Source organism: Bradyrhizobium sp., assembly GCF_052389815.1.
Taxonomy (GTDB): domain Bacteria; phylum Pseudomonadota; class Alphaproteobacteria; order Rhizobiales; family Xanthobacteraceae; genus Bradyrhizobium.
This window is the reverse complement of the sequence record NZ_JBQTHN010000005.1, coordinates 87864-111613: the sequence shown is the minus strand read 5'-3', so window position 1 is coordinate 111613 and position 23750 is coordinate 87864. Positions and strand designations below refer to the sequence as shown.

Genomic DNA, 23750 nt, shown 5'->3' with positions numbered 1-23750 from the left:
CTCCAGATCAGAAACCGCGTCTGCAATCTCGCGTTCTTTCTGGCCTGTTAGGAGAGCCCCTTGCGCGACGAAGACCTCGATCTTGCCCTTGAGCAAACTTTTCCGGCGGATCCGCCAGCCTTCATGGCCGGCTTGGCCATCGCCGGCGGACCGCCGTCAAAGTCCGGTCAGGGATGCCGAAAGAGGACCGGGGCGAAGGAGAGTAAGACGCGTCCTACGGCAAGTAAGTGAGGCGCGACTCTCTGTGCGGCAAGCCGTGTAGCCGGTGGTCGAGGTAGCTCAAGCAAGGCTGCCACCAACGTTACAGGAGATTGTTTACTAATTAGGAACGAACGATAGGAGCTATTTTGACTTAGAGCTAGATGGAGTTGCGTAATGGCTGGCTCACCGTCGATCGTACCAGACCAAATCGATCGGGATATTTATCTCGTGCTGGACGACCTTGGGGGGAAGTACGGGCGGGCTTGGCGCGAAACCGCGAAGCGGACACAGAGCGGCCCGCCTTGATCCGAGACCTACTGGACATCTAAATCCAGCCCGCGCAATCGCCTTCAATCCCGCCGGCGGCTGGTCACGCGACGTCACACAGGAGATTGCCAACGAGCTGCGTGACCGCTGTACTCAGCGTGGCGGGGTGCCTTGCTCGTTGGACGAGTTCTGAGGCGCTACACCGCTGAAAAGGGCGCTTCAGTCTAGCCCTTACCAGACCGTGCCGAGGTGTTGCTACATGAGCTCGTCCGCCAGCGAATAGGATGAGCTTCCTCGTATATTGATATCGAGTACGGCCACATCAAAGCTATCCGGCTCGATCGCCCGGAAAGCTCAGGAATGGGCCCGATGACCTCTGCACCAAGTGGTCTCAGCGCTTTCGCTAGGTCAACTCCAAGAAAGTACTCGTCCTCAAGAATCCGAACACGGCAGCCGTTACTTTGACTGACCGTGCCCTGGGCCAGCCCGAGGCTGCGGGCAACGGCGCGTTGCGACATGCCGACGCTGTAATGCAGGCGTAGAACTTCGCGAATGTGGCGCATGGACAGTCTCTCGGTCGGGCATCTCCGGATTGCAGACTGTCAGCGGTGCGCGCCGCCTGGTTGCCCCCGATCGGGCTGGGTGGAAATCGCGATCGCGATCGGCTGGAAATGGTGATCACGATGCTCTGGAATGGGTGATCACGATGGCCTGGAATGGGTGATCACGATCGGCTGGAATACGCACGTGGATACCTCGTTCACCGCACTGCGGGTGATCCGCGAGCTTGACCGCGTTATCGAGGCGCGAGGCCAAGCCCGCATGATCGTCAGCGACAAGGCACCGAGTTCACCTCAAACACCATGTCGGCCAGGCAGGAAGACCTCGGGATGAAGTGGCAATACATCTCCCCCGGCAAGCCGCCGGAATGGGTTTGTGGAAAGCTTCAAGGACTGGTTGCGCGACCAGCGTCCCGACGAGCACCTGTTCACCAATGTCATCGAGGCCCGCAGATCATCAAGGAATGGAAGGATCGACTAAAACACCAGCCGACCCCGCACGAGCCTCGACGGGCTCGCACCGAACGGGTGCGCGGCGCCCCAAGCGGGGCCAAACCCGGTACAGAGGGCAAACAGGGGCAAGATCAGCCAAGATCCCATCCTTTTAGGAACGCTTCCACCGTCTGTTCGACACGTGCTGCGGCATGGGCCTCAGTGGGCTCGCCTACGCCGAGGAGGGCTCGGAGTTGGCTGCGCCCGAGGATCATACCTACAAACTGCTCTGCCGCGTGCATCGCTTCGGCCGGCGAAAGGCGCCTTGACGACTTCGCCGCAAGTTGCGTCGCGAGCTGGGAAATCAACCGGTGGGGACCAGCCGCATACACCGCCTTGGCGAGTTCTGGAAAATGCGGCGCCTCCCAGATTAGCACCCTGTGCAAGGCGATCGAAGTGGGGGCGAGCAGTTGCGAACGAATGCGACGGGCCAGATCGATGAGGCTAGAGCTTAGGTCCGAGCCGTCCGCAAACTCGGGCAGCGAGGCGGTTACCAGATCGGCGAAGTACTCTGCCAAGGCTTGGAACACCTGATCCTTTCCTGAGAAGTGATTGTAGATCGTTTGGCGGGCCACCCCTGCCTTAAGCGCGATCTCGTCCATGGAAGTGGCGGAAAAGCCCTGTCGACCGAAGAGTTCTGATGCCGCTTTGAGTATGGCCACATGGATGTCATGTCGACCGGATGACCGTCGTCTTGTCGGTTCCGTTTCTTGACGCATTGGCATAGGTTGGGTACCCATTTAGACTGCCCAGTCTAAATGACGTAGGTCGGCCAAGATGTACAGACGTAGCCTTGCGCTGCTGTTAGTCGCCGTAGGCATAGCCGCGACGGCTTACGCTTGGCATGCTATGCGCGCGGCACCGCCTGCGACAACGGCGAGGCCAGCGCCACCGCCCGAGGTGGGGGTGATCACCGTCACACCACAGACCGTCGAGCTTCCCCTGATCTATGCTGGTCGCGTTGCCGGTGTCCGCGACGTTGAGATCCGCTCGCAGGTGGGCGGCATTTTGCTTAAGCGCGAGTATGCGGAAGGTGCCCGGGTGAAGGAAGACGAGGTCCTTTTCCGCATTGATCCCCGTCCTTACCAAGTTGCGTTGGATCGTGCGCAAGCTCAACTGGCGCAGGCTCAGGCCAACTTCGTCCAGGCCGAGCAGAATTTTCGGCGCGTCGAAGAGCTGGCGATCCGTCAGGTGACCACTCAAAAGCAGCTCGACGACGCCCGTGGCGCGCGTGATGCCGCCGAAGCGTCGGTAAAGCTCGCTCAAGCCGAGGTCGGCAATGCGACGCTCAATCTCGGATATACGACCATCAAAGCGCCAGTAGCCGGCATGACCAGTCTGCGCTCGCCACCGGAGGGCACTCTCATTCTTGCGCAGCAGACCTTGCTGACGACTATCACCCCACTCGATCCGGCTTATGTCCACTTCGCGCTCACAGATGCGGACTATCAGTCGCTACGCAGCATGAACCGAAAGCGCGCTGTTCCGATCGCGCGGAAGGACGTCTCGGTCGAGCTTCACTATGCCGAGGGAACCAAACATCCGCACACCGGGAAGCTCGACTTGTCAGCCAGCATTATCGATTCTCAGACGGGAACGATCCAGTTCCGCGCCATCTTTCCGAATGCCGACGGCACGATTCTGCCTGGCCAATTCGTGCGGGTCCGGCTCCATGGCGTCACCCTTCCTGATGCGATTATCATTCCCAAACAAGCGGTCATGCAGGGGCCGCGCGGTGCCTCTGTTTATGTGCTTGGCGCCGACGACAAGGCGGAGGCGCGGCCGATTAAAATCGGCCGAGAGCTCGACGCCGGTGTGGTGATTGAGGATGGCCTGAAGGCGGGCGAACAACTAATGGTTGACGGTGTCATGCGGGTGCGGCCTCGGGCGCCAGTCCGACCAGTTCCGGCCAACCTGCCGTCGCGCGAGGGCAACCCGCCGAAGAAAGGCGCCAAATGATCTCCCGCTTCTTCATCGACCGGCCAGTTCTTGCCTCCGTACTATCCATCGTCATCGTGCTTGCAGGCCTGGTTTCAATGCGTGTGCTTGCGATCGCGCAGTATCCGCAGATCGTGCCTCCCGAAGTCGTTGTTACCGCCAGTTATCCGGGCGCTACCGCACAAACCATTGCCGAGACGGTCGCGGCGCCGCTCGAACAGCAGATCAATGGAGTTGAGCGCATGCTCTACATGCGATCAACGTCAACGGATAGTGGGACGATGCGCCTGACCGTCACATTCGAGATCGGTACCAACTCGGACCAGGCGACCATTAACGTCAGCAATCGCGTCCAGCGTGCGGCTCCATTCCTGCCGATTGAGGTCAACCGTCAGGGCGTAACGGTGCAAAAGCGCTCGAGCACGATCCTGCAGCTTGTGACCATGTCGTCTCCCGCTGGTCGTTACGACACGATCTTCATCGGCAACTATGCGCTTGTGAATGTGATCGATGAGCTTCGTCGGCTCCCCGGTGTCGGCGATGCCTCGCTGTTCGGGGCGTCCGACTACTCCATGCGCATCTGGGTTCGTCCGGACAAGGTCGCGCAGTACAATCTCGCCATCGGAGACATCGCCGCCGCGATACGCGAACAGAATGCGCAGTTCGCTGCCGGCCGCTTCGGGGAAGAACCGATGCCCGGCGCTGAGCCATTCACGTATTCCGTCAGTACCCCGGGGCGGCTCATAGATACCCGCGAGTTCGAGAACATCATCCTTCGTTCCGACGAGAAAGGCGCGGCGTTGAGGCTAAAGGACGTCGCGCGCGTCGAGCTTGGCGCGCTCAACTACGCTTTTTCGGCGACCTACAATGGGGCGCCAGCGGTCCCCATCGGTATCTACCTACAGCCGGACGCCAATGCGCTGGAGGTGGCCGCCGCAGTGCGGCAAACCATGGACCGCCTCGCCCAGCGTTTTCCGGAGGGGCTTACATACGATATTCCGTTCAACACCACCCGCTTCGTCGAAGCGTCCATTCGCGAAGTGATCAAGACGTTCGTCGAGGCTATCATTCTGGTCGTGGCGGTCGTGTTCCTGTTCCTCCAGAATGTCCGAGCTACGTTGATTCCGGTCATCGCCATCCCGGTTTCTATTATCGGTACCTTTGCCGGCATGTATGTGCTCGGCTTTTCCATAAATCTTCTCACGCTGTTCGGTTTGGTTTTGGCGATCGGGATCGTGGTTGACGATGCCATCGTGGTGCTGGAGAACGTGGAACGGATCATGCGCGCGGAAGCGAAGTCGGCGCGAGAAGCGGCGATCCAGGCCATGGAGGAAGTAAGTGGTCCGGTCATCGCCATCGTGCTGGTGTTGTGCGCTGTGTTCATCCCCGTGTCGTTCCTGGGGGGCTTGGCAGGCGAACTGTACCGCCAGTTTGCCGTGACAATCGCTGTGTCCGTGGTGATTTCCGGCGTCGTTGCACTTACTCTTACACCTGCACTCGCCGCCCTGCTGCTCAAGAGTGGTCATTCTGAACCGTGGCTGCCTTTTCGACTGTTCAATAGCGCCTTCGAAGGACTCACTCGGTGCTATAGCGATGCTGTGGGCTTCTTCCTGCGCCGTGTGCCGCTGTCGCTGACCCTCGTTGCAATGATGTTTGCCGGCACAGCATACCTCTTTTACCGAGTACCGACAGGGCTCGCGCCGGCTGAGGACCAAGGCTATGCGTTTCTCGTCACAGCGCTTCCGCCAGCCGCCGCCGTCGATCGCACGCGCGAGGTCAACAGCACCATCACGGAAGGGCTTAAGGCCAACCCGGCCGTTGCTAGTGTGATCAGTTTTTCAGGCTTCGATTTGCTCTCGCTGGCTCAAAAGACCAATTCAGGCATTGCTTTCGTAACCCTTAAGGATTGGGCCGAGCGCACCGATCCACGATCAGATGCCCGCACGTTGGTGCCCGGCTTCTCGGCACTGAATGCGCGCTTTCGCGACGGTGTAGTCATCGGCTTCAATCCGCCACCGATCCAAGGCATCAGTACAACAGGCGGTTTCGAAGCCTATTTGCAGGACCGCTCGGGAGGCAGTCTTGATCGCCTGGCGCAGATCACAACCAGCTTGATACAAGCAGCAGCTCAGCGTCCTGAGTTGCGCGGCGTGCGTACCACGTTTAGCACGGCCGTGCCGCAATACCGTATCCATGTGGACCGCGAGAAGGCAAAAGCGTTAAGCGTTCCGATCAGTGCTATCTTCGACACCATGCAAAGCACTTTCGGTAGCCTGTACGTGAACGACTTCACGCTGTTGGGGCGTACGTTTCGCGTGAGCCTTTCCTCCGAGGCGGAGTTCAGAAGAACGCCTGACGATCTGCGCCATGTCTTCGTTAGATCGCTCGACAACGCGATGGTACCGCTAAACGCGGTCGTATCGCTTGAGCGAGTTGTCGGCCCCGACATCGTCGATCGCTTCAACATCTTTCCAGCCGCGAAGATCCTCGGCGAGCCCGCGCCTGGATACTCCTCTGGTCAGGCCATTTCCGCGATGCAGGATATTGCGGCCAAAACGCTGTCAGCAGATTATTCGATCGGTTGGATCGGGTCAGCCTACCAAGAACTCGCCACTGCCGGCACCGGCTATCAGGGCTTTTTATTCGGAATTCTGATGGTGTTTCTCATACTTGCCGCTCAATACGAGCGCTGGTCACTGCCGCTTGCGGTGATCACGGCCGTGCCGTTTGCCGTATTCGGGGCCGTGCTCGCCATCTTCCTACGCGGCATCGACAACGATGTTTATTTCCAGATCGGGCTTGTGACCCTGATCGGCTTGGCCGCCAAAAACGCCATTCTGATTGTGGAGTTTGCCGCGCAGCGCATGCGCAAGGGGGCAACAGTCTTTGAAGCCGCTGTGGAGGGAGCTCGCTTGCGGTTTCGCCCCATTATCATGACCTCGTTGGCTTTCGTGCTCGGCGTGCTGCCACTAGCGGTCAGCACCGGCGCCGGATCCGCTAGCCGCCATTCGATCGGCACGGGCGTGATCGGCGGTATGCTGGCCGCGACTTTTGTCGCTATCCTGTTCGTGCCGGTGTTCTTTCGCTTGGTAACCCGCGCGCGTCCTGTGACTGACACTAAGCGGACAGACGTCGTCCAAGCCCCCGCAAAGTAAACGTCGATCGTCTGCTTGTCCGGAGCACCTAGTTGCGGGCTTTGCTCTCTGCCTTGATGGGCGGCTGTCTTAAGTTATCCGGCCCATCAGCTCTGGCCCGCTTTCACCTAGCAGCACTCGGCGCCTGAAAGCCTGACGGTCGCACCGACTTGCGACGTCACGAATATCGAAAAACGAGCTCAGCCTGATCGGCCTTATTGCCTTATCGAGACGGCAGGACCTCGGCACCTAGGCTTTGGCACGGCCATCAAGGCGAGCCTGAAGGCTCTTGGTGCCGAGTTCTTCTTCGATGCGGTAGCCTTTTCCGTGATTGTTTGCGGCGCCTGATATCATTGCGCACGCTGCACGGCACCGGCTCCTGTTCCGCCTCTCGGACCAGGTTGGCCAGATTGGCCTCTCTTCCTGAACAATTCGTGGCAGAGAGAAGTCGGGGGCTGGCGGTGGGCGCCATTGAGATCAGATCGACCTTTCCAAGGCGTTGCTCCGGCCGAGTCCGCTACTCCATGGCCGCGTGCTCTGGTCCTGCTGCTTGCTTGCGCAACATGGCCTTTGTTGAGCCGATCATGATCGCGAGCGGGATCGTGGCCACAACAAACAACATGACCAATTGATAGTCTTGGGAAAACGCAATGATTTGCGCCTGCACGGCAACCATCTTGTCGGCCATCGCCCGTCCCGCATCGGTAGACAGATTGATAATGCCGCGCACGTCGGGCATCTGAAGGGCATGGTTGAATGGGTTGATGTGCTCGGACAGGATGGCATAGCTGCGCCGGGTTCCCTGCGTGAGCTCAGCAATCACGATGGAAATGCCGATCGAACTGGCAACGTTGCGCAATAGCGTCAGCATCGACGTGCCTTCGGTTCGAAGGTGGCTGGGAAGCGTCAAGAACGAAACAGTCGAGAGCGGCACGAACACGAGCCCAAAGCCAAAACCTTGGATGATGCTGACGGCGACGATCTCCGGCACCTGCGTCAGGTCGGTCCATCCTGTCATTTGGAACAGCGAGCCCGCAGTCATAGCCAAGCCGCTGACAATCAACGTTCGAGCCTCGATAAAGCGCATCAACCGGCCGACCATCATCATGGCCAAGAAGGTCCCGAAGCCGCGGGTTGCCAGCAGCATACCCGCGGTAATGATGGGATAGCCGATCACGTTTTGCAGATAGGGCGAGGCGAGCGCCATGGTTGAGTACAGGACCAATCCCATCACGGTCATGAAGATACACCCCGTCACGAAATTGCGGTCCTTGAACAGCGCGAATTGAATGAACGGGCTCGGGGTCGTGAACGAGTGCGCGAAGAAATAGTAGAAGCCTACACCGGAGATGATGAACTCGGCTATGATCTCGTTGGATTCGAGCCATCCCAACTGCTCGCCACGATCAAGCGCGAGCTGCAGGGCGCCGATGGCGACTGCCAATGCAGTAAACCCGAACCAATCAAACCGCAGCGTGTAATCCTTCTCAGTTTCGTCCATAAAGACCAACAGGCCGAGGATTGTCAGTACACCGAAAGGTAAATTGACAAAGAACACCCAATGCCAGGAATAAGTTTCGGTAAGCCAAGCGCCGAGGGACGGGCCCATGATCGGGCCTAACATCACTCCCATGCCCCAGATAGCCATCGCCTTTGCTCGCTCCTGCAAAGTGTAAGAGTCGAGCATCACTGCCTGCGAGAGCGGTACGAGCGCTGCACCGAATACACCCTGCAACAGGCGAAACAACACCATTTGAGTAATGTCTTGCGCGAGCCCGCACAGCACCGATGCCGCGGTAAAACCAGCCGAGCAGATGATGAAGATACGCTTACGTCCGAAGCGATTGGCGATCCATCCTACCGGGGCGGTCATGATGGCGGCAGCGACGATGTAGGAGGTGAGCACCCAGTTGATCTGGTCTTGCGAGGCCGACAGCGTGCCCTGCATATAAGGAAGGGCAACGTTGGCGATGGTCGTGTCGAGCGCCTGCATGATCGTTGCCGTCATGGCGCAGGTCGTCACCATGTTACGGCGCAGCCCCGAAGGCAACGGACCCGACATGGTTCAATCCTCGTGCTGATTTGCCGTCGCCGACAGCCCCAGCAAGCCGGCAAGCGTGCGCTTGTGGCCGGTGTCAATGGTGGCATAAACGCTCATGCCGGCCTTCAGCTTGCGCACCTGCTTGTCGTTCTCTTCGAAGTAGATGCGCACCGGCACGCGCTGAACCACCTTAACGAAATTGCCAGTGGCATTTTGCGGAGGCAGAATCGCGAATTGCGCGCCGGTGCCCGGGGACAGCGAACCAATCTTTCCCTTGAAAACGTGGTTGGGAAACGCATCGACTTGCAGCGAAACGGGCTGGCCGACCGCAACATACGTCAGGTCGCTTTCTTTGGGATTGGCGTCGACCCACGGGTTGGCGACGTCCATCACGGAAAACACTGGCGTGCCCGCGGTGACGTAGCGGCCGAGCTGGATCTGCTCGACCTGAGTGGCCGTGCCGTTGATTGGCGCACGAACCGTGGTGAGGTCGAGATTGCGCTGCGCGTCGTCAAGCGCCGCTTTCGCCTGCAAATAGGCGGGGAACTCCTCCAACGGCAAATCAGGATTGCCAAGCAATTGGGTGAGCGCATTCGAGCGCTGCTGCCGGACCAGCTGCTGCTGCGCCTGTGCGGTTACCAGCGCGGTCATAGTGTTGTCGAGATCGAGCTGCGATCCGACATTATTTTTCACCAGCGATGATTTGCGTTCGACGTCGCGCTGTTTGATGGCGATGCCCGCGCCGACGATCTCCAGCGTCTGGGAATATAGCTTGACGTTTGCGACGAGGTTGGCGTGGTTGGTCTTGGCATCTTCGAGTTTTGCGCGCGCCTGCGCCAGCGCAAGCCGGTATGGCACAGGATCGATCTGAAAGAGGGTGTCGCCGGGCACCACCAGCTGGCCCTCCTTGACAGAAACGCTGACGATCTTGCCAGAGACATCCGGCGTGATCAGTACTTTCTGCGCGCCCACATAGGCATCGTCCGTGCCGACGTAACGGCCGCCGTTCAGATAGACCGTAAGTCCGGCCACCACCGCAACCAGCGGCAGAACCACGAGCAGCAGGAAACGGCGATAGCGGCGCAAGCCCGCCATCAGTCGTCGACGTGGCTCGCCGGCGAGCTTTGATCGGCCGGGCGCGGACGGATCTCCCTTGTGCTCCGGTGGGAATTTGAGGATCGGATCAGCCATAACGCTGCTCCTCTCTAGACAAATCTTCGTTCGCACCCTGCACCGCGTTACGAACGTTTTCCTTGATTTCCTCAAGTTGTGTAAGCAGGCGGTAAGCATCCGCGACGGGAATGCCGTTAAGCGCAGTGGCAGTAAGCTCGGAACGCAGGCCGTTCAGTTTGCTAAGCAACTGGCGTCCGGCCTTCAAAAGATGGAGTCGATTGATCCGACGGTCATTGGCATCGCCCCGGCGTTCGAGCCAATTGTTCTCACATAATTTATCGACCAATCGCGTCAACGTGATCGGTTGCATCTCCATTTCTTCGGCGAGTTCCGCCTGGCTCATGCCCTCCTTGCGTCCTACCTTGGCCAAAACCGCCCACTGTGCGCGGGTTATGCCAAAGCGCCCTGCCTCCTTGTCCGCATAGACACGTAGCATTCGCGCCAGTTCGGCGAGAGTGAACAAAAAATCCTGATCCACGGAAGCGCGGCTCATTTACATCTCCGATAAGCATGTGATATTATAAGCTTGCTTATGTGATAGTCAAGCTTATGAGCGGCCGATCAAGATGCAATGATGCGCGGCGGGACGCTGGATGTGTAGGGTCGCTGAATCGCGTGCGAGCAGGCATTTTCATCGAATGACTCCAATCGCCTGCAAGAAGATTGGGCTATGTGTTTGCCTTGTCCTCGAGATACCTCCGCGCATCTCCTACGGTGAGGACAGATGTGGCAATCTCGTCAGGAATCTCACAGCCAAATGCCTCTTCAAAAGCTATGAGAAGCTCGATCGTATCAAGGCTGTCAGCGCCCAGGTCCTCGATGAAGCGAGCATTGTCGACGACCTTCTCCGGCGGAACGTCAAGATGCCGGCTGACTATGTCCCTAATCCGATGGCCAACGCTATCCATGGCTCAGATCTCACTTCAGCCACCGAAGACTACCGCACAATTTCAAAAACCCGTTAGGTAACAAACAGTTCCATCTACGCCGTGGGAAGTCGAGGGCAAGGCCCCGAGAGCCATCGGTAAAGCTTGCACGCGCCCGTCCCGATGGACGATCGTGGCCGCCTACCGAAGCACATGGAACTCCATGGCACCAACCACGCCGCCAAAGTCACAAAATGGCGACGGTCAAGGACGCCGCGCTGTCGGTGGCTCAAGGATGACTTCTCTTAACTGGTCGCCGCTCACGATCAGGATGATGAAGTTCAATCGGCCGTCCCTTTTCATCAAAGTTGCACTGATTGCATTTCCCTTTGTAACTTTCTCAGCAATAGCGACTGCATCCGATAATTCCTGCCGTACATTCTTCAGAGCCACCAATTCATTCCGGTTGTCGGAACTCTCCAAAGAGAGGGTGCTTTCTTTCCTTGCAACGCTTCCAGTTTTTGCGTCGATGGCATTCTCCCAGATCAGCGTCCTGCGCATGGTCTTGACCCAATAGACTGCGGAACCAGCCAAGATATCGAATCTGACTTCTAGTGCCGTTGATCCACTATGCAGCTTCTCTGCTATTTTGATCGCCCGCCGTAACGAAACTCGGGCTTCACGAAAGAATTGAAACTCCCGAGTTGTCCCTTGATCAGCGTCGCCAGTAGCCGGTGGATTGTCTTCGCTAGCCGCGACGTTTGACCACAGCATCGCTCGAGCTGGCGATAGGTGCGCGAGCGCCAGAAGGCCGATTAAGAAAAGTATGCGACTACACATCTCTAACCAAAGCCGAATCCCGGGACGAAATCCCCCGACAAGGTCGCAAACCTGTGTTTGCAAGCAATTTCCGACGCGGACGAACCTCTGCTTGTTGCCTTCCTCAATTCTCTCACTTCTTTCTCGCGCGAGCCCTATGGCGGCCATCGCGAGCAAATCCGTGCGCAAGCCTATCATAAGCTTGCTTGCTTCTTTCGAGAAAAGGGTTTATCTATGACGGAAAGGGACGACGCGGGTGCGCGTTCCATGCCTAAGGCGTGCCGGATTAAGTACTTGCCTTGCTTAGCGGTTCAACCGGTCCAATGAGAGAGCGGCGCGCACGGATAGAGTGGCAAGCTGGGGAGGGCCCGGCATCAACGATCGCGGTAGTCATTGCGGCGTGGTCTTGGGCGTCGTCGCCCCCTTCTCGGTTGCGGTGCTTCTGCTATTTTTTGAATGGGACGGTTGCTTTGGATTCTCCATCTGACCTTCATTGGCAAAAAGCCGGTCGCCAAAAGTCAGCGCTCTGCGAAGGCGTGTGGACTTAAGCATCAGGAGGGTCCCTGCAATTGTTCGCCCAGACCGGAATCAACCTGAGCCCCGAACATGCCTGCAAGGCCGCCCGCGCGGGGCCGCTCGCGATATCGATGATCGCCGCGCTGCCGATCGTCGGATCCTGTCACGAAACGTCGATCGACGGTAAGGTTACTCAGGATTGAGACGATGACGCAGCGCGCGACTATGCTCGCCGGGCACGAGGGCCACCAAATTGCCGCATCGACGGAAGGGCCAGAGAATGGCTTTCCGGTCGTGCTGGCACATGGCGGAGGCCAGACACGGCGAAGCTGGCTCGTCGTCTCGCAGCTGCTGGCCCGGCATGGATTTCGATCAATTGCAATAGACCTGCGCGGACATGGCGATAGCGCTTGGGCTGAGGATGGCGCATATGACATCCGAGATTTTGCGAGCGATCTTGTGGCCATCGCAAGCGCACAAGCTCGAAGGCCGGCGCTCATCGGCGCCTCGCTTGGGGGCTTGGCGGGCATTTTCGCGGAGGGCGAACTGAGCCCGTTCAGCTTTGCATCTCTCACGCTCGTTGATGTCACTCCACAAATGGAGCCGGCAGGCATCGCGCGCGTTGTCGGCTTTATGGCGGCTCATGCACGCGAGGGATTCGCCTCTCCCCAGGAGGCTGCGCAGTCGATTTCCAACTATCTGCCCCATCGCCCAAGCCGAAAAGCCTCATCCGGACTTCAAACATATCTTCGCCGCAAGGAAGACGGACGATATTATTGGCATTGGGATCCCGCCTTCATCGATCAAATCGTTCGACCGAAAGTGATGGAAGCAGCGGCGATCGATCGTCGGCGCTGCGCGCTGAACGCTGCGGCCGGCAGGCTGCGTCTGCCCGTCCATTTGATACGGGGAGGCTTGAGCGACCTCGTGTCTCCCGAAGCTGTGGTGCATTTCAAGACGCTGGTTCCCCACGCTGAATACACCGACATCGCGGATGCTACACATATGGTGGTGGGCGATCAGAACGATGCTTTCGGTCAAGCCATCGTTGAATTCCTGATCCGAAGGCATGGCGCGGAGGTGGTCTCGTGAACCGAGAAAGGAAGCCCCACGATATTGAACAACTGCGGAAGCGTTTGCTGATTGCTCCCTTTCATCGCTGGCTCGGGCTGAATTTGATTGATTTCGATATGAACGAACTCGTGCTCGAAATGCCTTGGCGAGACGAGATTGTCTCCAATCCCAAAATCGCATCGGCGCATGGCGGCATTCTTTCCGCGTTGATCGACCTGACGGGACTCTACACCATCCTTGCAGCTGGAGGGACACCGCGGGCGACAATCGATCTGCATGTCGATTTCCATCGACCTGCATTACCTGGTCAGCTGCGCGCAATTGGCCGATTAGTAAAGATGGGGCGTCAAATCAGTGTTGCTGAAACACGTGTTGTCGGTACCGACGGCGCCCTTCTGGCAAGTGGAAGAGGTGCCTATGTTTGCGAATAGGATGCCGTCAGGCCGTTTCGTCACATGCGTCACTGGCCCGATCTTCACTGGGCCCCAGCAAGGCACGGTTCACTTGCGGTCCGCCAAATAAGATTTCGCATAGAACTGATCCATCAAAAGCAAAGGAAGAATGGAATGAAGACAGTCACCTGCAGATTCGCCGCAGCGTCCCTCGCCCTGACGATGCTTGCGGTCTCGCCATCGGCGGCACTCGCCCAAAAGAAATACGATCCAGGCGCGTCCGACACCGAAATCAAGATCGGGAATATCATGCCTTACAGCGGCCCCGCATCCGCCTATGGCGTTATCGGCAAGACTGAGGAAGCCTACTTCAAGATGATCAACGATCGCGGCGGGATCAACGGTCGTAAGATCAACTTCATAACATATGACGACGCCTACTCTCCTCCTAAGGCAGTAGAGCAGGTCCGCAAGCTAGTCGAAAGCGACGAAGTCTTGCTCGTCTTCAACCCACTCGGCACGCCGTCCAATACAGCGATCCAGAGGTATCTCAACTCAAAGAAAGTCCCGCAGCTGTTCGTTGCGACGGGTGCAACCAAGTGGAACGATCCCAAGAATTTTCCCTGGACGATGGGCTGGCAGCCTTCCTACCAGAGTGAGGCCCACATCTACGCCAAGTATCTGATGAAGGAGAAACCAAATGCGAAGGTGGCCATCCTTTATCAGAACGACGACTTCGGCAAAGACTATGTCAAGGGCACCAAGGATGGGTTCGGCGCCAAGGCTGCCAATATCATCATGGAAGAGAGTCACGAAGTTTCCGAGCCGACTATCGACTCCCACATCGTCAAGATCAAGGCTGCCAACCCAGACGTTCTCCTGATCTACACAACCCCGAAATTCGGCGCGCAGGCGATAAAGAAAACGGCTGAGATCGGCTGGAGACCGCTGCAAATCATGACCAACGTCTCGGCATCGGTAGGTAGCGTGATGCAACCTGCGGGCTTCGACAATGCTCAAGGAGTGATTTCAGCTGCCTACGCAAAGGACGCGACCGATCCGCAATGGACTAATGATCCCGGCATGAAGAAATGGGCCGAGTTCGTCGACAAGTACATGCCTGGCGCCGACAAGACCGACAGCGGCCACATCTATGGATACGGCGCTGCCCAAACACTGGCGAAGGTGCTCGAGATGTGCGGCGATGATCTCACGCGTGCCAATATCATGAAGCAGGCCGCGAACCTGAAGGACTTTGAGCCTGACACGCTGCTGCCGGGCATCAGGATCAACACCGGGCCGACCGATTTTGCACCGATCAGTTCGCTCCAACTAATGAGATTCAAAGGCAAGAAATGGGAATTGTTCGGCGACACCATTCACGGTGACGTGCCTGCGGAATGATTCTCCGGCGGGTAGAACAAATAGGCTCCCGTGAGCAATCACGGGAGATCTTTTGTGACCTTGATGCTGTGCAGCAGCATGGCTCGTCCGACTTCGTCCATGACAAAGCAGCGCGACAACAAGGCTGGGTAACGCTTTCAGCGAGAGCGCTCGGCAGCGTCGGAAGTTTGGCAGGATTGAACTTTAGCGTCAGCGGCTTCGCCACCGGGGGCCGGCTACTCTTCGCGAAAGATGAACGTTCCTTCGAGAACTACCGCGGGAACTGCTCGGCCGTGCCAAGGTGACGAGCTATCCTGCCTCCGGCGCACGTTCCTTCAAACTTCAACGTGAGTTCGTCGTCGCTACCGAAAACGGTGTGCCCATCGGCATGCTTTGTTTTCAAGTTCTCCCTTCCTTTTAGAGCCATTCGGCGAGCGTTAGTGCTCCGACTGTCGGAGCAGGCCCGGGTTGCGAAGTCGGGGCGAGCGTGTTTGGATGATCCTCGGCGCGGCTCGGTCAGAAGTCCGCCCCAAGTCGCCGGTTGAAACGCCCTAGAGATAAAGGATTGGATCAGCACTTCGAGGCTCTTCGATCTCGGTGCATCGGCGGCAGAATCGCCGACGAAAAGCGGATGCGCGCCGAACCTTCACCGACGTGTTCGCGCACACGCTGAGCGCACAGCCCGATGCCAGTCATAATCCGGCTCAGGAGATGCCCGTGGCGCACCAACCCCTGGCGGCCATCCTCGGTGAGCTTGTCGGCATGCTGCTTAGCACGACTGCAGCTTTGGCCTCGACCGGCTGCGCCAACAGTGCTCATGTCTCAGATATTCAGCGGAGTGCTCCGGGTGATCGCGGACCTGCTTTTCGCGAAAATACCGCTTCTTCATTTCTCAGGCGACATCATTGCATGCTTTCTCGGGCTACCGCTGTTGGCCAAGAACAAATTGACCAGTAGAAATCCGTCTTACGACATCGGCCGCGACGCAAAGTCCGCCCGCTCCAACAGGACGGATATGACAATGCCGGAGACCAATCCCCAAAAGGGGGCCCCTACATTCAACAATGGCATGTCAGCAATGGTCACGAGAAACGCCACCAGCGCGCCGAAGGAGAAGCGGTTGGCGAACGCCGTAACGAAAGTCGTCTGCAACACGCTCAACATCGCGAGGCCTGCCAATGCTGCAACAAAGGACTTTGGAGTGTTGAGGAGCAGTCGGGTGAAAGTTGGCGCAAACAGCCCGAACATGATCGACAGAAGACCAACCACGATCCCGGCGACATATTGGCGTTTGCGCTCGCCGCTGCCGACGATGATGGCATTCGTCGGCCCTGTCAGGCACGTGCTGATGGCGCCAACAAGGGCGCTGGCGAACGCGCCGACCCCACAGGCGATCGTCACCGCAGTGACCGGCGGATTGTGCCCCGCTGCCTTGAGTACAGCGAAGCCCTGACCGTTCTGCACGACCAAGACGGTGATCGCCAGCGGCAAGACAAGCTCGACCAAAGCAGCGATCGACCAAGCCGGGTCCTGAATGACCGGTCGGATCAACTCGAACTCCAGCGGCGACGAATCCTCGAATCTGCCGAGGACGATCGTGGCAAGCGCGCCAACCACCAGCGCTCCGATGATGGGCGGGCAGCGGCGGCCCAGCCCTGGGACCGAGGACAGGAGCAGCCAGACCGCCACCATGGGTCCGGCGACAGCGCCGTCCGCGAATACCGCACGGACGAGGTCGAGGCCAAAACGCAAAAACACGCCGGCAACCATTCCCATCACTATCGGGAGCGGAACCAATTCCGTCAAGCGCTTCACCCAGCCGCTTCCACCCAGCACCAGGATGAGAGCGCCCGTGACGTAGTATGCTCCGACGACCTGATGAAAATTCAGGTGCGTCAATGACTGTCCGACCAGAACCGTGCCGGGAATCGTCCAGAAGAAAGCTAATGGCTGTCGATAAAGCCAGCAGAACAGGATCGTGATCAAGCCATTAATGAAGAAGGCACCGAAGATCCAGGACGCAATTTCGCCTTCCGAAAGTTCACCCTGCAAACCGGCTGTCAGGATGATGGCCATCGGAGCAGTCGCGGCAAAGAGCCAGCCGATGAATCCGTTCGAGGCGTACAGCAACCCAAAATCAGAAATGATCTTTCCGGATATTGACGGTCTATCAGTTGGCCGTTCGAGATGGGGGAGCATGGACAGCTAGCACCAGCGAGAAGTATCGGTGACCAATCCTACCAAGAGGCAGCTCGATACGATAGTCCGCAATCGGTTAGGAGCCAGGTGGTCCGCCGACGTCTCCAGAATGGCTTTTCTTGAACGAATGCCGCCTTGGCGAGGCTGCCCCCGGCACAAGGAGCCTCGCGACTCAGCCCCTCTTTCGGATTGTGCGATGACGCTGTGAAAGGGCACAAGCGTGCGGCGCGCTTTGGCACTAGTCCGATCGAAGGCCAGATCAGCAGGATCAAAGCCATCAAACGACAAATGTATGGCCGGGCAAACTACGCGTTATTGCGACGACGCGTCCTCCTGGCTGCTTTGCAACCTATCCAATCCCGATCGCTCATGCTTTGTCGCGCTATAGTGCTTCGCGCACTGCGCATGCCGGCTTCGTGCTCGATACGCTGGAACAGGCACTGCACGATCGGCGGCCGATCCATCGCGGCGGGCTCGTGCATCATAGCGACCGACGCAGCAAAGGCGGATTCAAGCGGTCGTCGCAACATCGATTTTGTTACTCATGGTAGCCACTCGTCAAGCGCCTCCGCCGGCGTTTTCCATCCCAGCGTCTTTCTCGGTCGGGCGTTGAGGGCGGCAGCAACGGCGGCGATCTCGTGAACGCTATGGACGCTCAGGTCTGTGCCTTTCGGGAAGTACCGACGCAGCAGAGTGTTCTCGTTAGTGCCGCGCTGCCATGGACTTTGCGGATCGCAGAAGTAGACCTGCACGCCTGCATCGATCTTGAGACGATCTTGTTGGGCCATTTCGGCCCCTTGGTCCCAGGTCAGCGAACGGCGCAGCTCTTGTGGCAAGGTGATGATGGTGCGAGTAATCGCGTCCCGCACGTTCAGCTCCGTGTCCCGCGAGCGCAGGCCCATTCTTGATGCGCGGAGCTTCGCCGTGCCCCATGAGCCGTGGAAGATGCAGCAGCATCGTGAACCGCGTTGTGCGCTCGACCAGCGTACCAATCGCTGAGCTGCCAAGACCAAGGATGAGGTCCCTCTCCGAGTGTCCCGGCACTGCTCGATCGGCTGCTTCGGCGGGGCGTTGACTGACCATGATCTCCGGCGAAACAAAGCCCTTGCCTCGCCTTCTTACGCGCGCTCTGGGCACTCTTAGCACACGTCCCGTTTGCAAGCAGGCCGTCAGTTCGCGGCGTAGCGCTCCCCGACCTTGAACGAAGAGAGCGTGATAGATGGCTTCGTGGCTGATGCGCATCGTGTTGTCGTCCGGGAAGTCGATCGGCAAGCGTCGGGCAATCTGCTCCGGGCTCCAGGCACCTCGGCCGCTGCCGTCTGTGCTGCGCGACCAAAGCGGCTGAGCCGAGTAGCCGCAGCGTCTCTTAGCTAACGGATGGTTAGTTCTTCCCGGAGGCCGTTTGATCAAAAACGGTTTCAGGGACCCGGCGGCGCACCAAATATCACCGGTGGCGCGTGTAGGTCGACCGCTCTGCTCATCCAACCGATATGCCTCCTCGAAGGCATCGTACGCGTCAGACGAGGGATCAACATCGAGATCAGCAATTGCCTCGAAAACATCCACGGCCACGTTGAACATGCAGGGCTGAATGTTCACAATATTTCCGTACCATTTGAATGCGGCAAATGCGGAGCGGATTTTCTTGATGCCGCCGCTCGGTCTCAACTTGCGCGCGTTCGATGAGCGAACGCGGCACAAGACACACGATCATCAGGTCTGTCGTCATTGGCGGGAGCTCATCGAGGGGAATGAGCTTGATTTCATGGACGGGCTCGACGTGGTGATGGAACAGATTGCGCAGCGCCTTCAGGGCAAGGAAGTTCGCGGATCCGAACAGGTCCCGACCGGCTTGCTTTTTGAGCTTGTCATTCAATCCGTAAAGGGCATTCAGGAAATTGAGCAGTGTGTCGGGATCCGGCTCTTGAAGCTGGTTGAAGTAGGATCGGAAAAACCGGTCGATCGCTGCGTTCAATGAATCGGAGCCCATGGGCGCTGTCTGGATGGACTTCGTATCCAAACCGCGCGATTCTGCTATAAGCATTGGGTCAAATTGAGATCTGGGAACCCGTTCGCGCAAGCACGCACCCTTTCATAGATGGCACCATCGTCACCGGGGGTGCCCAGCGTGAGATAGGTATGTCTTTCGTCCTGCCGGGCGTAGACAATCCATTCACCGGTCAGCCGCCGGGCTTGACTGCGATCATGATATCCGAGGTGACGAATTCGTGCAGCATGAAGCCGATCAGCTTGTCGTCGGGAACGGACATGTTGGTGGCCGCTTCTTCGACGGGGTCGGCGAAGCTGTTCGCGCGCCAGTGATTATCGACATTCGTCGGAATTAAGGCGGCTTGATGATAATGCTTATGCCGCAGGCCTCGCAGCGGTGGCCTTGTAAACAGTGACGGGGGTTTGGTGAGGCTCGGGCGGGCGATGGGATGTTCCTCCAGAGTGGCTATTTCATCAAAGACCGCAAACACACTGCCGGTGCGCCCCTCGTACACGTTGGCGAGTTCGCAAACAAGACCGGCAGAGTAACGGCCGTTCACCAGGTGAAGATCGAGGTTGTCACGGACGTAAGACGTGCTGTGGTCGAGGGCAGTTGATTCCATTGATGACATTCGTAAAGGCGACGGGTAGCCTCCGGCTCGACTATCTAAGGACGAGAATCGCCAGTTGGTGGATGCCGGATGATGTCGTGTTCATTGAAGAGATGCCGATGACGGCGACGGGGAAATCGGAATGCGTCACTACGCGAGAAATTTGAGGGTTGTGTGTTGCCCGAAAAACAGAGCTCGAGCAGACCTCAGCAGCCGCCACAGCGCAGCGGATGATCATCGCGGAATTTGATAAGCACGGCGTTTGTCTTGGTCACCCTAGACCGTACCGGCTCGTGGTCGAGGATCTCGCTGACCGTCTCATCGATCGGATGCGGCGCGCCGCCACAGCCAGTCAAGCCTAAAACTAGCAGGACGGTAGCCTGGCTTCGCGCACTTACCTCGATCGAGAAACATGCCGGTGAAGGTATCCGGACCGCTTCGCCGAGGTTGTCGATCTGTACGGAGGGCCCGCATTTCAATAGGGTCGACGCGGAACTGCCAGTGGGGCCGCTGCGAATAGATTTCCACAATTGAGGGAGCGGCCGAGGCGGATCGAACGTCCATCTCATTAAGCGGAAATCAAGATTTCGTGCACCGTTGACAGGCCTGCATACGATGGAGTAAATCTAACGTATGTTAGAAAAGCTGCTTCAAGGGGTGGATAATGTCTAGCGCGGATCATCGACCGCCGGCAGATCCGGCGTGCTTAACTTCCCCAACAAACTTTGTCGATAGCGATAGCGCCGAGGTGAGGGCTTTCGTAGAGTCTGCTTTGCGCAACCTGAACTCCAGCGCTTCCGATACCGAAAAGGCAATCCGACTGTTCGAAGCGGTGCGCGATGGCATCCGATATGATCCCTACACGTTTGAACTGAGCCCCGATGCTTATCGCGCTAGCGTGGTGGCAGGGGCGGAGTCTGCTTTTTGTGTGCCCAAGGCGATCTTGCTGACCGCCTGCCTACGTGCTGTTGGCATTCCCGCTGCATTGGGCTTCGCCGACGTTCGTAACCATTTGAATACGCCAAAGCTAACCGAGCTGATGCAAACGGATCTCTTCATTTACCACGGATACGTGCAGCTGTGGCTCGACGGGAGGCCCTACAAGGTTACGCCGGCCTTCAACATGGAGCTATGCAAGCGCTTCGGAGTAAAGCCTCTTCTCTTCGACGGGACGTCTGACGCTCTGTTTCACGAGTTCGACGAAAAGAATCAGAGGCACATGGAATATGTTCATGACCGGGGCTTGTACGTGGATGCGCCAATCGACGAATTCCTGGCGGCGTTCAAAGCAACCTATCCCAAGCTGGAGGAATTCAACCGTTGCCGGATCGCGGGGCAGAGCGGCTTTGACGATGGTTTTGCGCCGACGGAGGAAGGGCATCGGCCGTGAAGTACTTGGAGGATTTCAAGGTCGGACAAATTTTTGCGTTCCGCACCCCTCCCTTAAGCAAGGACGAGATAATTTCGTTCGCCAGGGAATGGGATCCGCAGCGGCTGCATACGGATGAATACTATGCCAAGCAAATCCATGGCGGTCTGATCGCATCGGGGTTCCAGACACTCCTCCTCGTATTCAGGCCGATTATGCGGGACTTCATGACGGGGGTCGCAAACATCGGTGGTTTGGGTTTCGAGAGACTATCTTGGAACGCGCCTGTGCGGGCGAATGAGCCGCTTGATGTTACATTGAAGATGCAGGCAGTGAGGCCCTCCCAAACCAAGCCCGATCGGGGTGTCGTCAGCTACCGTGTCGAAGCGCGCAACATGGCAGGAGAGCCCGTGCTGACCGTCGATACCGCCGCGATGGTTAAGCGAAAGGCAGCGCCGCCGTCATGAGCAATGTGAGGGCGCATTCACAGGACGATTTGCGGATGCTGCGCGGAAGCGTGCGCACACTCTTTGAGCGCGCGGGCGGCATCGCACGCGCCCGTAACGCTCGCGACAAGGGCTGGGACCGACAGGTGATGAACGAACTGGCCCATGCTGGCGTGCTCGGTGTCGCCGCCCCAGAAGCGGTCGGCGGACTTGGCATGGGACTTACAGCGGCCGGTGTGATCGTGGAAGAAGTTGGTCGCGCGCTCACGCCCGAACCGGTGGTGTCAGCCATCGCACTTGCGATCGGAATGATTCAACGGGTATGTCCTGGCGATGCGATGCTCGCTACGGCTATCAGTGGCAAAATCGCCTGCGCCCTCGCTTGGCAGGAACGTGGTCTTCGAGGTTACTCTGACCAAATGGCATGCCGTTTCGACGGTAAGGTGCTGAACGGCTCAAAGGCCTGGATTGCCGGGGCCGTCGGCGCGGATCAATTGCTCGTGGTTGCGCAAAATGATTCGAAGCCCGTTCTCGTTGCCCTCGACGCTGATGGCAAGGGGATCTACTCGGAGCTGCGGCGACAGTCCGACGGAAGCCAGCTCTGCGACATCGGCTTTGTCGACGCCCCAGGTAAATTGCTGGCCGAAGGCTCGGTGGTATCGGAAGCGTTGTCCACCGTCGTCGCCGACGCCACGGCGCTCGCCGCCGCCGAGCTGGTCGGCGTCAGCGCTAAAGCACTCGAACTGACCCTCGATTATGTGAAGACGCGCGAGCAGTTCGGCAAGCCAATCGGGTCGTTTCAGGTCATCCAGCACCGCGCCGTAGACCTGTATGTCGCTCAGCAGGTGGCCGAGGCGGGGGTGAGCGAGGCGCTGGCACGGATGGATGTGAGCGCCGATCAGGGCGCGCGCATACGTGAGGCGAGCCGCGCCAAAGCTCGCGCCTGCAGCACGGCCAAGAGGATCACCCGGGAATCGATTCAACTCCACGGTGCAGTCGGCTATACGGACGAGTTCGACATCGGCTTGTTTCTGAACCGTGCGCTTGTGCTTTCGGCCTGGCTCGGGGATGCCGCCTACCACCGGGCTCGTTGGATGGACGCTCTTGAGGCAAATGAGGCAGGTCGATGACCGACTGGAATGCACTGAGTGACGAAGCGTTCCGCCGCCAGGTTCGCACCTTCTTCGAGACCGAGTATCCCGAAGAGCTACGCCATCTGCCGCATCGGGCGAAGTTCGCCGAGATCCGCCAATGGCACGAGAAGCTCTACGCCAAGGGCATGGTCGCGCCTGCTTGGCCGGTCGAATATGGCGGCATGGGTCTGGAAGCTTCGAAGCTCCTCATCTTTTATGAAGAGCAGCAGCGCTGGGGCGTGACGCGGGGCCGCGACATGGGTGTGCAGATGGTCGGCCCCCTTATCATCAAGTTTGGCACCCAGGCGCAGAAACACTACTGGCTGCCGCGTATCCTTACTTGTGAGCACATCTGGTGTCAGGGCTACTCCGAGCCGGGCTCGGGGTCCGATCTCGCCAGTCTGCGCACGAGTGCCGTGATCGACGGCGATTATTTCGTGATCAATGGGCAGAAGATCTGGACCACGATGGCTCATGACGCCACGCACATCTTTATGCTGGTGCGCACCGATTCTCATGCGCGAAAAAAACAGGAGGGCATCAGCTTCTTGCTCGCCGAAATGAACCAGCCGGGCATCGAAGTTCGCACGATCACGACGCTCGCGGGTGAAGACGAGTTCTGCGAGGTATTCTTCGACAATGCTCGCGCGCCCCGCGAAAACCTGGTTGGCGAACTGAACAAGGGTTGGACGATGGCCAAGGCCCTGCTCGGCTTCGAGCGAATCTTCATCGGTGCGCCCAACCTGGCGCAAAACGCACTTGTTCAGTTACGGACGATTGCGCAAGGGCGCTGCATGTTCAACGATCCGGTGTTCCGCGATCGCTTTGCGAAAGTCGCTCTGGATGTTGAGGATCACGCGGCGCTCTATAGCCGCTTCGCCGACCAACTCAAGCGCGGCGAAATGCTCGGTCCCGACGTGTCGATGCTGAAGATCTGGGTCACTGAGACGTTCCAAGAGATTACCGAACTCATGATCGAATCCGCCGGACCTGACGGCGGCCTGATCGGTCCCTTACAGCTCGGCAATGTCGGTGTTGACGTGCTGGCGAACTTCTACAAGGCGCGACCGACCACGATCTACGGCGGGACGAATGAGATCCAGCGCAATATCTTGTCGAAAGCCGTTCTCGGCTTGCCTGGCTGATA

General features: G+C 58.3%; 20 protein-coding genes and 1 pseudogene. 11 read left to right on the top strand and 10 right to left on the bottom strand.

Annotation, left to right across the window (positions count from 1 at the left end):
- The first annotated feature begins 1161 nt into the window (after positions 1 to 1161).
- The gene (locus ACT4OC_RS01335) at positions 1162 to 1362 is read left to right on the top strand and encodes a hypothetical protein (protein WP_156402927.1); all 201 of its coding nucleotides are present in this window, start codon (positions 1162 to 1164) and stop codon (positions 1360 to 1362) included.
- 250 nt (positions 1363 to 1612) lie between these two features.
- On the opposite strand, the gene ACT4OC_RS01330 is transcribed toward ACT4OC_RS01335, so the two are convergent.
- Positions 1613 to 2182: a TetR/AcrR family transcriptional regulator gene (locus ACT4OC_RS01330; protein WP_057199284.1), complete on the bottom strand. Its 570-nt coding sequence runs from the start codon at positions 2180 to 2182 to the stop codon at positions 1613 to 1615.
- Between the two features lie 244 nt (positions 2183 to 2426).
- On the opposite strand from ACT4OC_RS01330, the gene ACT4OC_RS01325 reads away from it, so the two are divergent.
- Positions 2427 to 3479, top strand: a complete 1053-nt coding sequence (locus ACT4OC_RS01325; protein WP_057199283.1) for an efflux RND transporter periplasmic adaptor subunit — start codon at positions 2427 to 2429, stop codon at positions 3477 to 3479.
- Complete coding sequence (locus ACT4OC_RS01320; RefSeq protein ID WP_082529130.1) at positions 3479 to 6613, top strand: efflux RND transporter permease subunit; 3135 nt, start codon at positions 3479 to 3481, stop codon at positions 6611 to 6613. Before ACT4OC_RS01325 ends, ACT4OC_RS01320 begins: the two co-directional genes overlap by 1 nt.
- A gap of 496 nt (positions 6614 to 7109) precedes the next feature.
- Here the strand turns inward: ACT4OC_RS01320 and ACT4OC_RS01315 are convergent, their stop codons facing one another.
- The 5 genes from ACT4OC_RS01315 to ACT4OC_RS01295 form a co-directional block, all read right to left on the bottom strand.
- The gene (locus tag ACT4OC_RS01315; protein ID WP_057199281.1) at positions 7110 to 8654 is read right to left on the bottom strand and encodes an MDR family MFS transporter; all 1545 of its coding nucleotides are present in this window, start codon (positions 8652 to 8654) and stop codon (positions 7110 to 7112) included.
- Positions 8655 to 8657: 3 nt separating this feature from the next.
- Positions 8658 to 9824, bottom strand: coding sequence for an HlyD family secretion protein (locus ACT4OC_RS01310; RefSeq protein ID WP_057199280.1), 1167 nt, complete (start codon positions 9822 to 9824; stop codon positions 8658 to 8660).
- Positions 9817 to 10299, bottom strand: coding sequence for a MarR family winged helix-turn-helix transcriptional regulator (locus ACT4OC_RS01305; RefSeq protein ID WP_057199279.1), 483 nt, complete (start codon positions 10297 to 10299; stop codon positions 9817 to 9819). The genes ACT4OC_RS01310 and ACT4OC_RS01305 overlap by 8 nt, the downstream gene beginning before the upstream one ends.
- Before the next feature lie 175 nt (positions 10300 to 10474).
- Entirely contained in the window at positions 10475 to 10714 is a 240-nt protein-coding gene (locus tag ACT4OC_RS01300) for an acyl carrier protein (protein WP_057199278.1), read from the bottom strand.
- Positions 10715 to 10936: 222 nt separating this feature from the next.
- On the bottom strand, positions 10937 to 11446 hold the full coding sequence (locus ACT4OC_RS01295) for a PepSY domain-containing protein (protein WP_156402926.1): 510 nt from the start codon (positions 11444 to 11446) through the stop codon (positions 10937 to 10939).
- Positions 11447 to 12060: 614 nt separating this feature from the next.
- On the opposite strand from ACT4OC_RS01295, the gene ACT4OC_RS01290 reads away from it, so the two are divergent.
- The 4 genes from ACT4OC_RS01290 to ACT4OC_RS01275 all read left to right on the top strand — a co-directional run bounded on the left by ACT4OC_RS01290 (position 12061) and on the right by ACT4OC_RS01275 (position 14877).
- Entirely contained in the window at positions 12061 to 12210 is a 150-nt protein-coding gene (locus ACT4OC_RS01290) for a hypothetical protein (protein ID WP_156402925.1), read from the top strand.
- Between the two features lie 4 nt (positions 12211 to 12214).
- Complete coding sequence (locus tag ACT4OC_RS01285) at positions 12215 to 13099, top strand: alpha/beta fold hydrolase (protein ID WP_057199276.1); 885 nt, start codon at positions 12215 to 12217, stop codon at positions 13097 to 13099.
- Complete coding sequence (locus ACT4OC_RS01280) at positions 13096 to 13512, top strand: hotdog fold thioesterase (protein WP_082529116.1); 417 nt, start codon at positions 13096 to 13098, stop codon at positions 13510 to 13512. Before ACT4OC_RS01285 ends, ACT4OC_RS01280 begins: the two co-directional genes overlap by 4 nt.
- A 183-nt stretch (positions 13513 to 13695) precedes the next feature.
- Positions 13696 to 14877, top strand: a complete 1182-nt coding sequence (locus ACT4OC_RS01275) for an ABC transporter substrate-binding protein (protein ID WP_230646587.1) — start codon at positions 13696 to 13698, stop codon at positions 14875 to 14877.
- A gap of 945 nt (positions 14878 to 15822) precedes the next feature.
- Here the strand turns inward: ACT4OC_RS01275 and ACT4OC_RS01270 are convergent.
- From ACT4OC_RS01270 to ACT4OC_RS01255, 4 genes and pseudogenes are all read right to left on the bottom strand, one after another.
- On the bottom strand, positions 15823 to 17055 hold the full coding sequence (locus ACT4OC_RS01270; RefSeq protein ID WP_057199274.1) for a benzoate/H(+) symporter BenE family transporter: 1233 nt from the start codon (positions 17053 to 17055) through the stop codon (positions 15823 to 15825).
- Between the two features lie 510 nt (positions 17056 to 17565).
- Positions 17566 to 18354 (bottom strand): annotated as a pseudogene (locus ACT4OC_RS01265) (IS30 family transposase); the annotation flags it as partial.
- Between the two features lie 241 nt (positions 18355 to 18595).
- Complete coding sequence (locus ACT4OC_RS01260) at positions 18596 to 19045, bottom strand: hypothetical protein (RefSeq protein WP_162250096.1); 450 nt, start codon at positions 19043 to 19045, stop codon at positions 18596 to 18598.
- Positions 19046 to 19235: 190 nt separating this feature from the next.
- On the bottom strand, positions 19236 to 19667 hold the full coding sequence (locus ACT4OC_RS01255; RefSeq protein WP_057199272.1) for a hypothetical protein: 432 nt from the start codon (positions 19665 to 19667) through the stop codon (positions 19236 to 19238).
- 760 nt (positions 19668 to 20427) lie between these two features.
- On the opposite strand from ACT4OC_RS01255, the gene ACT4OC_RS01250 reads away from it, so the two are divergent.
- From ACT4OC_RS01250 to ACT4OC_RS01235, 4 genes are read left to right on the top strand one after another with little or no spacing between them, the layout of a single operon-like run.
- Complete coding sequence (locus ACT4OC_RS01250; RefSeq protein WP_230646583.1) at positions 20428 to 21045, top strand: transglutaminase-like domain-containing protein; 618 nt, start codon at positions 20428 to 20430, stop codon at positions 21043 to 21045.
- Complete coding sequence (locus ACT4OC_RS01245) at positions 21042 to 21491, top strand: MaoC/PaaZ C-terminal domain-containing protein (RefSeq protein WP_057199270.1); 450 nt, start codon at positions 21042 to 21044, stop codon at positions 21489 to 21491. Before ACT4OC_RS01250 ends, ACT4OC_RS01245 begins: the two co-directional genes overlap by 4 nt.
- Positions 21488 to 22600 carry an acyl-CoA dehydrogenase family protein gene (locus ACT4OC_RS01240; RefSeq protein ID WP_024343075.1) on the top strand — a complete coding sequence of 371 codons (1113 nt, stop codon included), beginning with the start codon at positions 21488 to 21490 and terminating at the stop codon, positions 22598 to 22600. The genes ACT4OC_RS01245 and ACT4OC_RS01240 overlap by 4 nt, the downstream gene beginning before the upstream one ends.
- The gene (locus tag ACT4OC_RS01235) at positions 22597 to 23748 is read left to right on the top strand and encodes an acyl-CoA dehydrogenase family protein (protein ID WP_057199269.1); all 1152 of its coding nucleotides are present in this window, start codon (positions 22597 to 22599) and stop codon (positions 23746 to 23748) included. The genes ACT4OC_RS01240 and ACT4OC_RS01235 overlap by 4 nt, the downstream gene beginning before the upstream one ends.
- Positions 23749 to 23750: the final 2 nt, after the last annotated feature.

What these genes read in the sequence shown, in the direction of transcription:
- ACT4OC_RS01295 (WP_156402926.1), bottom strand. Translation starts at nt 11,446, where the DNA reads ATGCTGTGGTCAAACGTCGCGGCTAGCGAAGACAATCCACCGGCTACT.
- ACT4OC_RS01285 (WP_057199276.1), top strand. Translation starts at nt 12,215, where the DNA reads ATGACGCAGCGCGCGACTATGCTCGCCGGGCACGAGGGCCACCAAATT.
- ACT4OC_RS01305 (WP_057199279.1), bottom strand. Translation starts at nt 10,299, where the DNA reads ATGAGCCGCGCTTCCGTGGATCAGGATTTTTTGTTCACTCTCGCCGAA.
- ACT4OC_RS01275 (WP_230646587.1), top strand. Translation starts at nt 13,696, where the DNA reads ATGCTTGCGGTCTCGCCATCGGCGGCACTCGCCCAAAAGAAATACGAT.
- ACT4OC_RS01300 (WP_057199278.1), bottom strand. Translation starts at nt 10,714, where the DNA reads ATGGATAGCGTTGGCCATCGGATTAGGGACATAGTCAGCCGGCATCTT.
- ACT4OC_RS01315 (WP_057199281.1), bottom strand. Translation starts at nt 8,654, where the DNA reads ATGTCGGGTCCGTTGCCTTCGGGGCTGCGCCGTAACATGGTGACGACC.
- ACT4OC_RS01235 (WP_057199269.1), top strand. Translation starts at nt 22,597, where the DNA reads ATGACCGACTGGAATGCACTGAGTGACGAAGCGTTCCGCCGCCAGGTT.
- ACT4OC_RS01335 (WP_156402927.1), top strand. Translation starts at nt 1,162, where the DNA reads ATGGGTGATCACGATGGCCTGGAATGGGTGATCACGATCGGCTGGAAT.
- ACT4OC_RS01255 (WP_057199272.1), bottom strand. Translation starts at nt 19,667, where the DNA reads ATGGAATCAACTGCCCTCGACCACAGCACGTCTTACGTCCGTGACAAC.
- ACT4OC_RS01240 (WP_024343075.1), top strand. Translation starts at nt 21,488, where the DNA reads ATGAGCAATGTGAGGGCGCATTCACAGGACGATTTGCGGATGCTGCGC.
- ACT4OC_RS01270 (WP_057199274.1), bottom strand. Translation starts at nt 17,055, where the DNA reads ATGCTCCCCCATCTCGAACGGCCAACTGATAGACCGTCAATATCCGGA.
- ACT4OC_RS01310 (WP_057199280.1), bottom strand. Translation starts at nt 9,824, where the DNA reads ATGGCTGATCCGATCCTCAAATTCCCACCGGAGCACAAGGGAGATCCG.
- ACT4OC_RS01260 (WP_162250096.1), bottom strand. Translation starts at nt 19,045, where the DNA reads ATGGGCTCCGATTCATTGAACGCAGCGATCGACCGGTTTTTCCGATCC.